Source organism: Hahella sp. KA22 (assembly GCF_004135205.1).
In the GTDB taxonomy this organism is placed as follows: domain Bacteria; phylum Pseudomonadota; class Gammaproteobacteria; order Pseudomonadales; family Oleiphilaceae; genus Hahella.
Window position 1 is genome coordinate 1,080,316 of record NZ_CP035490.1, and the last position, 14,825, is coordinate 1,095,140.

The window sequence follows — 14,825 nt, forward strand, 5'->3', positions numbered from 1 at the left end:
CGGGTCGAGACTTCGAACCCCGTGAGACTTCAGAGGTAAAATAAGAATGTCAGCGCTAAAGAACCTTTTCACACTGGCGTTATGCTTAGTCAGCGCTTTCGCCTGCGCGTTTGAAAAAGACTCTCTCATCGTCTGGATAGGAGCCGACAAAGGCTCAAAAGGCGTCGCCGAAGCGGGCGCCGCATTCACTGCCGCCACTGGCATGAAAGTGAAGGTAGAGACGCCGGACGATCTCACCGTTCAATTCGACCGCCTCGCGCCTACGGCGCAGGGCCCGGATATTGTCATATGGGCCCATGAACGTTTTGGTCCCTGGATCAATGACGGCTTTCTGGAGCCGGTTACTCCCACTCAAAAGATGCGTGACAGCGTAGCGCCTTTCACTTGGCGGGCGCTGACGGTTGGCGATGATATATATGGCTTTCCCATCGCCATTGAAGCGGTGAGCCTGATCTATAACAAGGCGCTGGTGAAGGCGCCTCCGCGTACGCTACAGGATGTCATTGCGCTGGATCGCGATCTGCGGAAACAAGGCAAGAAAGCCATTGAATGGGACTATAAGAATACTTACTTCAGCTGGCCTTTTATCGCTGGCGCCGGCGGCTACAGTTTTGGCAAGTCAGACGGCGTTTATAATCTGGCGGACGTCGGCTTCGACAGCCGTGGTTCTGTCGATGCAGTGCAAGCCATCAAGCAGCTGCTGGATCAGGGCGTACTGGAGAAGACCGCTGACTACGGCTCTATGATGAATGGCTTTAAGAAAGGCGAAGTGGCGATGATCATCAATGGTCCCTGGTCTTGGCGTGAGATCCGCGACGCGGGCGTCAATTTTGGCGTGGACTATATTCCCGGGCTGACGGCGGAGCATCCAGGGCGTCCTTTTGTCGGCGTGCTGGCGGCGGGAATCAATTCCGCGGGAAGAAACAAAGAGGCCGCCCAGCGTTTCCTGGAAGACTATCTGCTGACGTATGAGGGACTAAAGAAAGTAAATACAGACAAGCCCTTGGGAGCGGTAGCCAATGTTCAGTTAATGAAAGAGCTTTCCGCTGATCCTTTGATCCGCCACACCTTCATATCCGCAGAAAAAGGAGAGCTGATGCCGGATGTGCCGGAAATGAAGCGTTTTTGGGGATTATTTACCTATAAGTTGCCAGCGATGCTGAAAGGAGAGGCGGCGATCAGCGCAACGCTGAACGATATGGCGGATCGACTGCGGAAACTGGATGAACTAAAAGGCTGGGGTCGGCGGCACTATCTTTCAGATAAGGAAAGCTAAGCGTTGATTATATAAACGACTGGGGCGCATGAGCGCCCCGGTAAATCGATCAGCGTGCGGAAACCGCCTGCAGTGCGAGCAGCTCCATTTGCTCCAGAGAGGGAATAATGGCCTCTTCGCCGCTGACCTTCACCATCATCTTGTCCATAGGGCCCAGATCGGCTTTTTCATGGGCGCTGACTTCTTCGCTCCGCACTTTCATCAAACGAGGCAGGCCCTGAGTGACGAACGCCATAAACGGCAGTTGTTTATGCTTGTCGCCAATGGTATTGGTGACGGCGATCCGAGTATGGGCGGATTGTGCGCCTGAGGCGGATTTATTGGCCTTGTCATAAGACATCAGCGGCAGACGCAGACCGCGCCAGCGGATATAGCCCAGGAGCCAGTCCGCGCCGTCTTCAACGGGCTCTGGCGCCTGATAGTCAACGATTTCAGCGATGCTGGCGTTGGGTAATAGCAAGTTCTTTCCCTGTACGGGAATCAGTAAACAGGAGATCTGTCCGGAGGTTTGCTCCACCATGAATCTATCCTCGAAATCGTTTGTCTTACCTGCGCCTGTCTCACGGCGGGCGCGAATATCTTCTCTGGACCAGCCGCAGGTCCAAGCCGATAGAGCTTCAGTCTGAGTCTAGCTTAACAGACTGGGTTAGGGAACGTCAGGCCAGACCGCGCTTGCGCTTCGCCAGTTCCTCAAGTTCTACGGTTTTCAGTAATTTTTCCGCTAGCTGATGCGGTGTCCCGCGAAATTCCACGCATCCCGTCGCAGCGACGGAGTCCGGCATTGAGCTGTTGGCGCAGGTGTCCGAAGTCTGTGACCATATCCGGCTGCCATAGGCGCGCAACAGAGGACCGGCGAGAGAACCGTCGTTTCCCATGCCGCTGAAAATAATCGCATTACAACGGCCGCTATAGTAGCCGCCGACATTCAACATGACCTGATCAATGGATGGTCCATAAGGACCCGGCCAGGCGTTTTCTCTGACTTCCATCGTTCCCTCAACGCTGAACACCACTTCGTGGTCGACAGGCATGATCACCACTTCGCCATAATGCAGGCGCGCGCCGTGCTGCACTTCTTTCAGATCGAAGGCCGAATGACGACCTAACACTCGCACCAGCACATTGGCGGCGTTCTGGTCGATATGCTGAGCATAAACGAAGGCGACGGGCAGGCCTGAGGGCAAGCAGTCGAGAAAGCTCTTCACCGCCGCCGGGCCGCCTAAAGACGCGCCTAGAATCCATACCCTTTCCACAGGATCGTTAACGCCGCCGGGCCGGATATGATGAGGCAACGGCAGTGCGGAAGGGCCGCTTGGCGAGGCTTCCAGTGCGGTTAAAGAGGCGCTGGCCTGGGTGAGCGTGGGCGGTTCGCCCAGCAACTCCACCAATTTGGTGAACAGGCGCCGCTCCCACTTGGCGTAATCGAGACTGTGCTTATTGGGCGCTTCCCCTAATCCGAACAAGACGGGGGCTTCGCTATGATCGATCAGCGTATCAATGGCGTCCGCCCAACGGTCTTCGTCGGTCAGTATAACGATCCACACCTCGGCGGCGGCGTGGCGCTCCAGGAGCGCCGTGCTCAGCCGGGAAGGATCACAGCTGGCGATCACCGAAAAACCGTATCCTTCCACCGCGCTTTGCATGATATGCCGCTGTAAAGGGCAGTCCGAAATAATGCCAACTTTTGCAGCCTGCACTGACATCCAGTTATTCCACTAGTCGTTCTATCGTCTCAAGCAGAATTTTTTCCTGGAAGGGTTTACCGAGATATTCGTTAACGCCGATTGAAATCGCACGCTCGCGGTGTTTCTGTCCGGTACGCGAGGTGATCATAATGATCGGCACATCTTTCAGACGCTCGTCGTGACGCACCAGACTCGCCACTTCGAATCCATCCATACGCGGCATTTCTATATCCAGCAGCATGACGTCCGGTTTGTGATCCTGTAACAGCGCGATGGCGTCCACACCGTCCTTCGCGGTAATGACTTCCATACCGTTCCGTTCCAGCAGACGGGAAGTAACCTTCCGTACTGTAACCGAGTCGTCCACCACCATAACGGTAGTTGGGCCGGATGCTGCGCGCGCAGGCTCCGCGGCTGGTTTGAGCGTTGGCATGAGGCCGGGGCCGTAGTGAGACATGTCGCTGCGGATAAGCGCAGGCAAGTCAAGAATCACGACCACGCTACCATCCCCCAGGATGGTGGCGCCGGAGACGCCGCGCACTGAGGAGAACTGGGTGCCGAGACCTTTTACAACGATCTCACGGGAGCCCATCAAGCTGTCCACCTGCAGGGCCAGAGGCTGATCGCCGCCGCCACGCACCAGAATGACCGGCAAGGGCAGGGGCTGACCTTGCAGTTTTGGATGGTGTTCGCTCTTCAACAGGCTGCCCAGGTACTGCAGACGATATTTTTGGCCTGCATACTCGTACAGCGGCGCGTCGGGCTTGTAGTACTCCTCCAACTCGTAAGTGCTGACGCGAACGATACCTTCAATCGTGTTCAACGGAATCGCGTAATAGTCTTCGCCGGTGTTCACCATCAGCGCCCGGTTCACGGAAACCGTGAACGGCAGGTGGACAATAAAGCGCGTGCCGTGGCCGGGCTTGGAGTCGATGGTGACGCGTCCGCCAAGCTGTTTGATCTCGCTGGCCACAACGTCCATACCGACGCCGCGTCCAGAAATCTGGGTGACTTTTTCCGCGGTGCTGAAGCCAGCCTGGAAGATAAACTGCAGCATATCGTGATCGCTAAGGTGCGTGCCTTCGTCGATCAAGCCGCTCTTAATGGCTTTACGTCTGACCGCGTCGACGTTGATGCCGCCGCCGTCGTCGGAAAGAATCAGTACGACGTCGCCGCCTTCACGGCCTACCGAAAGCTCAATGCGTCCGGTTTCCGATTTGCCTTTGGCGCGACGCTGCTCGGGCATTTCCACTCCGTGGTCGATCGCGTTACGCAGCATGTGCTCCAATGGCGCCAGCATGCGCTCCAATACGGTACGGTCCAGCTCGCCTTCCGGGTTGTACACTTCGAAGTCGGCTTTCTTGCCAAGCTCGGAGCTTACCTGCCGGATGATTCGGCGCAGTCTGGGTACGATCGAGGTGAACGGAACCATGCGGGTTTTCATCAACCCTTCCTGCAGCTCCGTATTGATGCGGGATTGTTGCAGCAACAGGGTTTCTGCGTCACGGGCCTTATCCATCATGGTTTCACGAAGGTCGGTCAAGTCCGAGGAGGACTCGCTTAACGCTCGCGACAACTGCTGAATAGAGGAGTAACGGTCCATTTCCAACGGGTCAAAGTCTTCGTATTTGACGCCGCTCTCTTTTTCCATGCGGAACAGAACCTGAGCTTCCGTCTCCATGTCCATCCGACGCAACTGCTCGCGCAGACGGTCGATGGTGGACTGCATCTCTTCCAGGGTGTAGGTGAAGTCACTGATCTGCTGTTCAAGCAGACCACGGGTAATACTGGTTTCGCCGGCGAGGTTAACCAGGTTGTCGAGCAGGTTGGCGGAGACTCTGACGGTTTCCGCGGCCGCCTGACGTTGCGCCGCAGGTTGTGCGGGCTGTATCTCGGTTTTGGCCGGTTCTTCTTTTTTGACAGCGGGAACGGTTTGCTCTCGCTGCATCTGCACCATACGCTCAGCCAGGGCCTCAGTTTCGCTCTTCGGCGCTTCCGCCGCGGCAGCTTCCACCTCAGCTTCCTGCTGACTGCTGTAGAAGTTTTTAACCTGACCGATTTCGCTCTTCAGGCGATTGAACAGGATCTCGATTTCACTGCGCAGGGCGTCGTCCAGCTCATGCTTGTGGTCATAAGCTTCTTTAACGATGGATTCGATTTCCTGCGCCAGGTCGCCGATGTTGGTCAAGGTGGCCAGACGCGCGCCCCCTTTCAACGTATGCAGGGCGCGGGACATGGAGTCCGCATGCACGCTGTTGCGAGGCTCGCGGGTCCAGTCGTTGAACTCGCGCTCCAGACTGGTCTGCAGCTCATTCGCCTCTTCTACGAAGACTTGCAGGATTTCCGGGTCGACATCCAACGCAAACTCGGAGGCGGGCAGTTCTTCGCCGCTGCCAACTTCTTTCAGCTCGCGGATCAGCTCATTGGGAACTTCTGGTTGCTCCAGTTGTTCAATCTGATCCAGCAGACGGCCGATGTAACGGATGGAGCGGTCCACCAGCGTGATCAGTTCGTCAGGCACCTGATGCTTGCCGTCGACGACGCTTTCCATACGCTCGGTCAGCGCTTCAGTGAGAGCGTGCACGCTGTCGATATTCGCCAGCTTGGCGCCGCCGTTCAGGGTTTGCAGATCCCGAACCAGCTCTTTCGCCGGCGTAATGTTATCTGGATTGGCTTTCCACCGATCAAAGCAGTCAATCACTGCGTCCATGATGTCCCTGGACTCGTCCAGGAAAATGCTGCGCAGGTCCTCGTCGCTGGTTTCCTGAGAGGACTCCAGCAGTGACTGCTGTTCGCGCTCGATATCCAAAATGGTGTCTTCGCGATCATGAGGGCCTTTCGCCGCCAGATCGTGTTGCGCGCAGTATCTGATGACTTGCTGGGCGAGATCGTTCGCCGCGCGCACCGGACTGTTGCTGGTGACGCTATCCACCATCTCCGCCAGACGGTCATGGCAGGCCAGCATCAAATCAGACAGTGACGGCTCCGCCAGGAAACGACCTTCGACAATGCCCTCGAACAATGTTTCCAGTTCATGAGCCAAATCGCCGATAGGCTTGATTTCCGCCATGCGCGCGCCGCCTTTCAAGGTGTGCAGGGCGCGCTGCAGTTCTTTCACATGCTCGATATTTTCGAGTTCGCCCAACCAGCTTTGCAGGTTGCGGGCGGTAGAATCCACCAACTCATTGGCTTCTTCCAGGAATATGGAAACCAGCTCCTGATCCAGGCCACTGATGTCGTAAACCGGATTCTCGATGGGCGCTTCTTCAACTGGCGCAGGCTCTGCTGTGATCTCTTCGGCGTCCGCAAGACCTCCCAGCTCTACCTCCATCTCGTCCGCCTGGGGTTCAGGAGACGTTTCAACGGCGGCTTCCATTTCTGGATGCGCATCAACGATATAGTCGTCTTCGCCGTCCGCGTAATGATGACCAGCGCCTTGCGCCATGTCGTGGACGCGGCCGATCAAGTCGCGAGCAGGGGAGGCTACCTGGTTCTGGGCGACGGCGTCCACCATGCCCGCCAGACGGTCGTGACACTCCATCACCAGACCAACCATGGCAGGCTCTGGCGCCAGACGGCCTTCAGTCATTCTCTCAAACAGTGTTTCCAGCTCGTGAGCCAAGTCGCCGATGGACTTGATCTCCGCCATTCTGGCGCCGCCTTTCAGCGTATGCAGATCACGCTGCAGTTCTTTCAAATGCTCCAGATTGCCCAGCTCTTCAGACCAGCTGTGCATGGTCTCGCCGGTGCGCTGGATAATGTCCTGGGCTTCCTCAAGGAAGATTTCGACCATTTCTGGATCAAGGGGAGCGACTTCCTCAAGAACGGGAATCTCTTCCTCTTCGCTTAGATCCATTGTTGGCAGACTGGCCTCGTCGTAGGAAACCTCATCGCCTTCATCTTCATCGTCTTCCGCCGAGCGCTCGCCGGACAGGTATGCGTGCAGGGCGTCTATCAGGTCCTGGGCGTCATTACAGGTGCGCGTGGCGGTGACAGAGTCGACCATGCCCGCCAGGGTGTCGTGCGCCAGCAGAGATAGGTTGCTGGCCTCTTCATCCGGCGTGACGCGCTGTTCTACGATGCCTTCGAACAGGCTTTCCAACTCATGGGAGAGGTCGCCGATAGGGGGAATTCCCGCCAGTCTGGCGCCGCCTTTCAAGGTGTGCAGATCGCGCTGTAATTGCTGAACTAACGCAATGTTATGAAGATCCTGCGACCATTGCTGCATCACGTCAGCAGAGGATTGAATGATGTCCTGTGCTTCTTGCAGGAACACATCCGCCAGTTCTGGGTCCAGTTCGTACACCACGCCGCCGGAAGCGACAGGCGCAGGCGCTTCTTCGATCTCCTCCATGAAGCTTGCAGAAGGCTCAATCGCCTCTGGTTCTTCAGGTAGACCGATATCAAAATTAATATCTTCGGCGAGCTCGTCGTCTTCCGCCTCTTCGATGATTACGTCGTCCAGGAGAGGAATCTCGTCATCCGCTGAGTGGACGACTGGCTCAAGGCCTTCTTCTTCGGCGACTTCCGCGACGGGAGGAACATCCTCCGCAGGCGCAGATTCTACTGGCTTGGCCAAGGCGTAGAGCTCTTGAATCAGAGACGCGTCAGGTTGAGTGGCGAGGCCTGCCGCAACCTGATCCATCATGCTGATCAACACGTCATGACCGCGTTTCGCGATAGTGAAGAAACGATCGTCCGTGTTGGCGCCGCCGGCTTCCGCCAGCTCATAGGCGGTTTCCAGGGCGCGGGAAAGTTCTGCGACATCTTCCAGGCCGGCCACTTCTGCGCCGCGGGATAATGTGGTCAGCTCAGTGACCAGCTTGTGCAGATCTTCTTTGGAGTTCGGGTCCTGACTCCACTCGTTAAGGATACGCTCGGCGTCCAGCAGAATATCCACGCCTTCCGTCAAGAACAGATTGATCAGTTGCGGATCGGGTTTGCTGGTGGCCTGCAATACATCACTTTGCGCGGCGTTAGTCAGGATGCGATTGCTGACGGTAGCCAGCTTCTCCAGGTATTCGTTGGCGCCGTTCAGCGGTTTCAGCGGAGTGCTTTCAATTTGATCCAGGCCGCGACGCACAAAGCTTGCGCCTTCCTGCAGCAGTTCGCGAATATCGCTGTCCACACTGATGCCGCGTGCACGGGCTTCTTTGACAAATTTCTCAAGCGGCACCACTACAGTGGCGATAGGCTCAATGCCAGCGGTATTGGCGCTGCCTTTGAGCGTATGCATGGCGCGGGAGATTTCATCTGTAATCGGCGTCGGCTCACCATTTGCGGCGGCTTTAGCGGTGAACGTCGCCAGCGTCTCAAGGTGGCTCTCTGTTTCCGCCTTGAAAATGTCTTTCAGGGCCGGGTCGATGTCCAGGGTTGGCTCGCCTGACTCTGTGTCGGAAGCATCCTGATCGAGCTTCAATGGCTTGGGAATCTCACCCTTGGCGATGGCGTGAGCCTGATCCATATACGGCTGCGTATTATGGCTGGGCTTACGACGCAGTTTAAAGTCTTCGACAAGATCAGGAAGGATCTTGGTCACAGCCTGCATCAGCTCGCCAATATCCTGGCTCATGAAAATCGTGCCGTCGATAATACGGTTCAGCAGATTTTCAATAGACCACGCCAGTTCGCCGACAAGCGCAGCGCCAACTAAACGGCCGCTGCCTTTCAAGGTATGGAAAGCGCGACGAACTTCAATCAGCGCTTCCTGATTGTCGTAACTGGCCACATAAGAGGGTAGATACTGACCAATGGTGTCCAGTACTTCAGCCGCCTCTTCAACGAAGATCTCGATGATTTCGTCATCGATCATGTCATCTTCGTCTTCTTCCTCCAGCACTGGAACCTCTACGGTTTCAGCGACAGGCTCGGGTATAGATGGAGGCTCAATGGGCTCAGGCTGCGTTTCTTCAACGACAGGCGCTTCCGGCTCGGAAGCCGCTACAGGCTCTTCAATTGGAGCAGGAGCGGGCTCTTCTTTGGGGACGGACAGATCGATATCAGAAGCGGCGCTTTTTTCGCGAGCGAGACGACGGGCTGCCGCCAGCGCTTCGGCTTTGGCGACGAACTGATCGACATCGTTGATTTCCTGACCCGTTTTAAAGCGCTCAATCAGCTCAGGCAGCTTGTTGATAACGCCTTCCAGCAGCTCGAACATTTCCAGTGTGGCGGTAATGGAGCCGTCGATCACGCGGTTAAGCATGTTCTCCACACTCCAGGCTAATTCGCCCAGCGTGGTGGCTCCGACCAAACGACCGCTGCCTTTAAGGGTATGGAATGCGCGACGGATTTCCGCCAGAGCGGCCTGATCGTCTGGGTTGCTCTGGAAGCTGGGGAAATAATTGTGAATGGTCGCAAGAACTTCTTCTGCTTCTTCGACAAAGATTTCGACGATTTCGTCATCGATAAGCTCTTTGTCGGAGGCTTTGTCGCGTGACGACTCGGGCGGCGCGGACATTGTCGGCGCAGTGCCCGCCACGGTCTGTGGCGCTATGGCGACGGCGTCGCCCACCGGATACCCCAGTTGTGCGAGGCTTTCTTCCGCAACCTGTAGAATCAGCTCGTTGTCCTGGCTGCCTTCGCTCAGGCGCTCCAGGTAATACTCAATACTGGTGATGGCGTCAGCCAACGTATCCAACTGGTTCCAGTCTGGAGATTGGTCACTGTCGAGCAAACGGTCCTGGATATAACGCGCGGAGGCGTCCAACAGGTCAGCGGCGCGCTCCAGCGGGATAATGCGCAGCCCGCCGCGGATGCTCTGCAACAGCTTCGGCACGTTTTCGATTTCTGAGCGGTCCCAATGAGAGGCGATATACTCGACGATATCGGTCTTCGCCTGTTCCAGGCCGTTACGGGCTTCACGAATAACCGCTTCATGAGCGTTGTCGACTTGCTCTTTCGGAATAGCTGCGCCGCCGGCGTCGCTGCTGCTGGCGCGCTGTGAGCCTGCGTCGTCGCTGAAGCCGCTGAGCGTGGCTTCGACATAGAGGAGGGCGCCGGCGATGTCCATCAAGACATTGTCGTCTGGCGTATCTGTACCGGAGGACAGAGTATCAATTAAATCGATCTGCTCTTGCACCACTTTCCGGGGAATACCCAGACCCAGAACCGCCATGGTGTTGGCGACCTGATGCAGCCCCGGCAATAGTTCCGCCAGGTCGCTGCTATCTTTGAATTCGCCTCGAACGAACAGGTCCAGTTGGTCTTTAACTCGGGCCAGCTCTTCGTTAAGCGCTTCTACTACGGATTCAATCGCGCCTTTGTCCGGGCCGGACATTTTCTGGCGCTCGATATCCACTTCTTCGTCGCTGGGGAGAGCCTGATCCAGACGGTAATCTTCACGCACGCCTTCTATGGCGGGGGTGCGGGCCTCGGATCGGGCGACGTAGTAGAGCAAGTGCTTCAGTAAATCTTCAGGCGGCGCCTGCACCAGAATGTCGATGTTCTCATCAATGACTTTCTTGATGCGGTAATCCAGCGCGCGCAACAGGTTCTTGATCGCGGAAGACAGTTCGATGCCGTTATTCACCAAGGCTTCGATGAAGGCATGGGCGACTCGCCAGATCTGTCCTTGCGCGGTATCGCGGCAGAGGGACTCAAGGCGTTTGAATACCTTGCCCATATAGCTGAAGTTAGCCGGCAGCTCGCTTTCGCGGATAACTCCGGCGAGGGCGAACTGATACATTTGCCGCAGCTTACGCAACTGCATGATGACTTTGTCGTCGTGCAGGCGCTGATTCACTCCTGGCGGCGCCGCGATGCGAGCCATGGAAAGATCAGGGGTGAACAGTGAGGTGTCGGAAAGCAGCGATTCACCGCGCGAAGCGCGCAGGTCGTTCAAAATCGGCAGCAGAATGACGGGCAGATCGCGCCGGCTTGACTGCAGGCGGTTAAGATAATTAGGCAGTTGCAGAATCGCCCGCATCAGCACTTCGATGGCTTCATCGGGGTGCGGAACGGTTTCCTGCAGGACTGCCTGCGCCAACTTCTCCATTTCTTCCGCCAACAAGGCGGCGCCATAGAACTCGACCATCTGCAGAGTTCCATGGACCTGATGTATGTAGTTCAGACAAAAGCGTAATTTGGCGCTGTCTTCAGTGTTGTTGACGTAGTCCTCAAGCGCTAACTGCGCTTGCTTAAGTGTACTGTCGATTTCGCCCTTAACCCAATCAAGAGCTACATAGTCATGGTTGCCCGCCATAACTTCTCCAATTAACTGTTGCGCTCGTTTCGCCTGATAAAAGCGAGAGTTTTGTCACTTCCGACCCGCTGCAAAAGAGGGTGGGTCCAGTCAACGATTTCTCCCAGTCCCAATACCAGTATGCCACCTGGCACCAGGCGTTCAGCCAAGCGGTTGAGAATTTCCTTCCGCCGCCAGCGTCTGAAATAAATCAATAAGTTCTGGCAGAAAATAATGTTCATGCCATGCATCGGCGCGTCTTTAAGGTTAAGCACGTTAACCCTTGCAAAACACACTCTCTCTTTCAAGCGCGGGATAACTGCGTAGAGATTCCCGTTACGCTTTTCAAAAAATTTCTCTTTGCGTTCTTCGTTCAGGGTGACCAGTTTGCGTGCCGGGTAAACAGCGGTTCGAGCCTTCTCCAGCACCGGCGAGGATATGTCCGTGCCGGTAACGCCGTAGTACTTGGCCAATCCCAGAGCTTCAAGACACTCTTCAATGATCATGGCCAGCGTGTAAGGCTCTTCTCCGGTTGAGCAGCCAACGCTCCAAGCTTCGATGGTGGACTTGGCCAGTGCTTCAACCGGCCGGGTCAGCAGATAATCCTTGACCAATCCAAACGCATCTTCGTCTCTGTAAAACCGGGTTTCCTGAACCGTCAGCCGATCTACCAGGATGGCCCATTCGACGACGCCGGATGGACTGTCAACGATTTTGTGAAAGTACTCCTGATAGGAGGGGCAGCCGATTTCCCGCATCCGAATGCCCAAGCTGGTCTGCAGAAATGTCTTGCGCTGTATAGGCAAGTTCATTCCAGTACGCTTCTCCAGCAACGCCTGCCACCGGAAGAACTCCTGATCTTCCATTGGCGGCAGGGTTTTTAAACTCCATGATCCCTCAACTTCAGTGCCATCATTGATCGCCATAGTGGCGCCTTAGTCGTGTCCTTGCTGTTGTCGGACGATAGGTCATTGGAACATCAACACAGGTTTAGGCGGCGTCGATGTCCAAGTCTTCCTCATTGCTGTGACCTACCTGGTCAGGCAGCTTGAAACCTGCTACAGAGTTACGCAGCTGGTTGGCCAGTTCCGCCAGTTTACCGATGGACTTCGCTGTCGCGTTCGTACCTGCGGAAGTCTGCGAGGTGATTTCCTGGATAACGTTCATCGTATTGGAAATGTGGCCTGCGGAAGACGACTGCTGACGTGCGGCGTTCGAGATGTTCTGGATCAAGTCCGCAAGGTTTTTCGATACGTTCTCGATTTCTTCCAGGGCGACACCCGCGTCTTGTGCGAAGCGAGCTCCACGCACCACCTCTGCGGTGGTTTGTTCCATGGAGATTACCGCCTCGTTGGTGTCTGTCTGGATGGTTTTTACCAGTGCTTCAATCTGCTTGGTCGCTGCAGAGGAACGTTCCGCAAGGCGCTGTACCTCGTCCGCAACAACCGCGAAGCCTCGACCTGCGTCACCGGCCATAGATGCCTGGATTGCAGCGTTCAGAGACAGAATGTTGGTTTGGTCGGCAATGTCGTTGATCAACGATACGATATCCCCGATCTCCTGGGATGACTCACCCAGACGCTTGATCCGCTTGGATGTTTCCTGGATCTGCTCACGGATGTTATCCATGCCGCGAATAGTAGACTGTACGATTTCCGCGCCTTTCTTCGCGATCGCAACCGACCGCTCCGCAACCGCTGCTGATTCGGCGGCGTTGGAAGATACCTGGTCGATAGAAACGGCCATTTCGTTGATCGCGGCGGATGCGCCAGCAATTTCCTGCGCCTGGTGCTCGGAAGCGTCAGCCAGATGCATCGCAGTCGCCTGGGTTTCCTGGGCTGCGCCCGCGACCCGTACGGCGGTTTCGTTAATGGAGGTTACCAACTGACGCATCTGGTCGATCGCGAAGTTGATGGAGTCAGCGATGGCGCCCGTGAAGTCCTCGGTTACCGTCGCCTCTGTAGTCAGGTCGCCGTCCGCGAGGTCGGCCAGTTCGTCCAGCAGTCGCAGGATCGCGTTCTGGTTCTGTTCGTTCTGAGAAGCCTCTTTTTCGTAACGCTTCTTGGATTCCTGGGAACCGATGTAGAAGATGATCAATATCGCAACGATGATGAGGAACAGCAGGGCGTAACCCAAGCTATCACTAACCAGCCGGCCTTCCGCCTGGGTCTGGAATACTTCGTTCAGTTTAGAAGTCTCGGTCAACAGCGCCTGAGATTTCTCAAAGATGTTGTTCGCAGCTTCACGCACCCGGAATAGTTCAGGGGACGTTTCAAGAATGGTGTCTACGTTTTCGTTAACGAATTCGAATAGTTCAGCGATGGCTTCCAGACCGAAGGTGGCGTCTTCGTCAGCCACTTTGGTGATGCCCATAACCTGGTTGCCTTCAACCATCCCGTTCAGTACGCGACCGAACAAGTTTACGTCGCGGCCGAAACGGTCCGCTGCGGTTACTGCATCCTCGCCACCGGCGAGTACTTTGTTAACGCTTCGTACAATACGTTCCGCCAGCAGTGACTGACGCTGGGCTACCGCGACCTGATCGGCGGGCGCGTTGTTTTCCAAAAGAATCTGTACAACGTCGTCATACTCAACCTGTAGCTGGGGAATGGTGTCGTTGAGTGTGATGGCGACCTGGTGCAACTGCAGAACGGTGTCTTTGGAGCCGAGGATCTGGTCCGCCGCCTCACGTACGTCGTCCCACAGGCCGGTTACGTTAGACATCTGCACGTTTTCAACGGCAGGCAGGTTACGCTCAGGGTTGCCTTTGGTCAGATAATCCCACAAGCGTTGGAAGTCGTCCCGGGAGCGGCGCAATTCTTCGAAAGCCTGCGATTTACCGTCCGCGGCCTCCGAGGAGTTCTTTGCGATCTCCTGAGAAAGTACCCGCAGCTCGGAAGCGTAACTGATGTACGTCTTATCCTGACTCGCGTTAAGGTTTACCGTAAATATAACGTAGAGAAGGGCGATTACCGCCACAATCACCACGCCATACATGGCTAGCTGAATAGGGTTCGCACCCTGTCCGGACGAAGTTTTTCCAGATATTGATATCATTGCTTTGGCTCCCCAGCCTTTTCAACTCTAACCATCTAACAGCGTAGCAGACGCTGTAATAGCTGCGCAGCGATTTCTCACTGCGCTACGTTTATGAAATTGGAATCTGCCACCAGACTGGTCGTATCGAATACAATCCAGCGTTCGTTACTACGGGCGTAAAAGCCGCTTACGTAAGGTCTCAGCACTTCCGGGATATCCGGCGCGTCCTTTTGGAAGCTGTCCACCGGGAAGTACTGCATGCCAAGCACGCCGTCCACTATCAGGCCGCTGAAAACATCGCCCTGCTCAATGACCAGTACGCGCCTGTTTCTCGTGCTGCGGGTTTGTTGCGGCAGCTCGAAGAAAGAAGTCAGGTCCATTATAGGAAGAAGTCGCCCACGTACGTTGGCGACGCCCTGCATCCAGGTTTTAACGCCCGGAATCTGTGTGAAACGGGGGACCGGGAGGATTTCAACCACCTCTCCCATAGCTGCGACGAAGTTAAGTCCCGCCAGAGAGAAACCGATTCCGTTCCATAACTCAATGACGTCTTCCTGCGCAGGCAAACCCTCTGCTAAGGCCTTGCTCTTGGCTTCAATCTCGGCAAGTACGGCAAACGGGTCCGTAGTAATTGACATGATAAAAA

At 55.8% G+C, this 14,825-nt stretch carries 7 protein-coding genes; 1 reads left to right on the forward strand and 6 read right to left on the reverse strand.

Features of this window, described 5'->3' with window-relative positions; all coding sequences use genetic code 11:
- Positions 1–46: 46 nt before the first annotated feature.
- The gene (gene malE / locus EUZ85_RS04800; protein WP_127968175.1) at positions 47–1,276 is read left to right on the forward strand and encodes a maltose/maltodextrin ABC transporter substrate-binding protein MalE; all 1,230 of its coding nucleotides are present in this window, start codon (positions 47–49) and stop codon (positions 1,274–1,276) included.
- Between the two features lie 49 nt (positions 1,277–1,325).
- Here the strand turns inward: malE and EUZ85_RS04805 are convergent, their stop codons facing one another.
- The 6 genes from EUZ85_RS04805 to EUZ85_RS04830 form a co-directional block, all read right to left on the reverse strand.
- The gene (locus EUZ85_RS04805) at positions 1,326–1,796 is read right to left on the reverse strand and encodes a chemotaxis protein CheW (protein WP_127968176.1); all 471 of its coding nucleotides are present in this window, start codon (positions 1,794–1,796) and stop codon (positions 1,326–1,328) included.
- Between the two features lie 136 nt (positions 1,797–1,932).
- The gene (locus EUZ85_RS04810; RefSeq protein WP_127968177.1) at positions 1,933–2,979 is read right to left on the reverse strand and encodes a chemotaxis protein CheB; all 1,047 of its coding nucleotides are present in this window, start codon (positions 2,977–2,979) and stop codon (positions 1,933–1,935) included.
- Positions 2,980–2,983: 4 nt separating this feature from the next.
- Positions 2,984–11,161 (reverse strand): Hpt domain-containing protein, encoded by an 8,178-nt coding sequence (locus EUZ85_RS04815; protein ID WP_127968178.1) that lies wholly within the window; start codon positions 11,159–11,161, stop codon positions 2,984–2,986.
- An 11-nt stretch (positions 11,162–11,172) separates the two neighbouring features.
- A complete protein-coding gene (locus tag EUZ85_RS04820; protein ID WP_011394524.1) occupies positions 11,173–12,066 on the reverse strand; it encodes a protein-glutamate O-methyltransferase CheR in 894 nt (297 codons plus the stop codon).
- A gap of 64 nt (positions 12,067–12,130) precedes the next feature.
- On the reverse strand, positions 12,131–14,197 hold the full coding sequence (locus EUZ85_RS04825) for a methyl-accepting chemotaxis protein (protein ID WP_206617997.1): 2,067 nt from the start codon (positions 14,195–14,197) through the stop codon (positions 12,131–12,133).
- Between the two features lie 77 nt (positions 14,198–14,274).
- The gene (locus EUZ85_RS04830; protein WP_127968179.1) at positions 14,275–14,817 is read right to left on the reverse strand and encodes a chemotaxis protein CheW; all 543 of its coding nucleotides are present in this window, start codon (positions 14,815–14,817) and stop codon (positions 14,275–14,277) included.
- Between the last annotated feature and the right edge of the window lie 8 nt (positions 14,818–14,825).

Coding starts and splice junctions, on each gene's coding strand:
- malE (WP_127968175.1), top strand. CDS start 47: ATGTCAGCGCTAAAGAACCTTTTCACACTGGCGTTATGCTTAGTCAGC.
- EUZ85_RS04805 (WP_127968176.1), bottom strand. CDS start 1,796: ATGGTGGAGCAAACCTCCGGACAGATCTCCTGTTTACTGATTCCCGTA.
- EUZ85_RS04810 (WP_127968177.1), bottom strand. CDS start 2,979: ATGTCAGTGCAGGCTGCAAAAGTTGGCATTATTTCGGACTGCCCTTTA.
- EUZ85_RS04815 (WP_127968178.1), bottom strand. CDS start 11,161: ATGGCGGGCAACCATGACTATGTAGCTCTTGATTGGGTTAAGGGCGAA.
- EUZ85_RS04820 (WP_011394524.1), bottom strand. CDS start 12,066: ATGGCGATCAATGATGGCACTGAAGTTGAGGGATCATGGAGTTTAAAA.
- EUZ85_RS04825 (WP_206617997.1), bottom strand. CDS start 14,197: ATGATATCAATATCTGGAAAAACTTCGTCCGGACAGGGTGCGAACCCT.
- EUZ85_RS04830 (WP_127968179.1), bottom strand. CDS start 14,817: ATGTCAATTACTACGGACCCGTTTGCCGTACTTGCCGAGATTGAAGCC.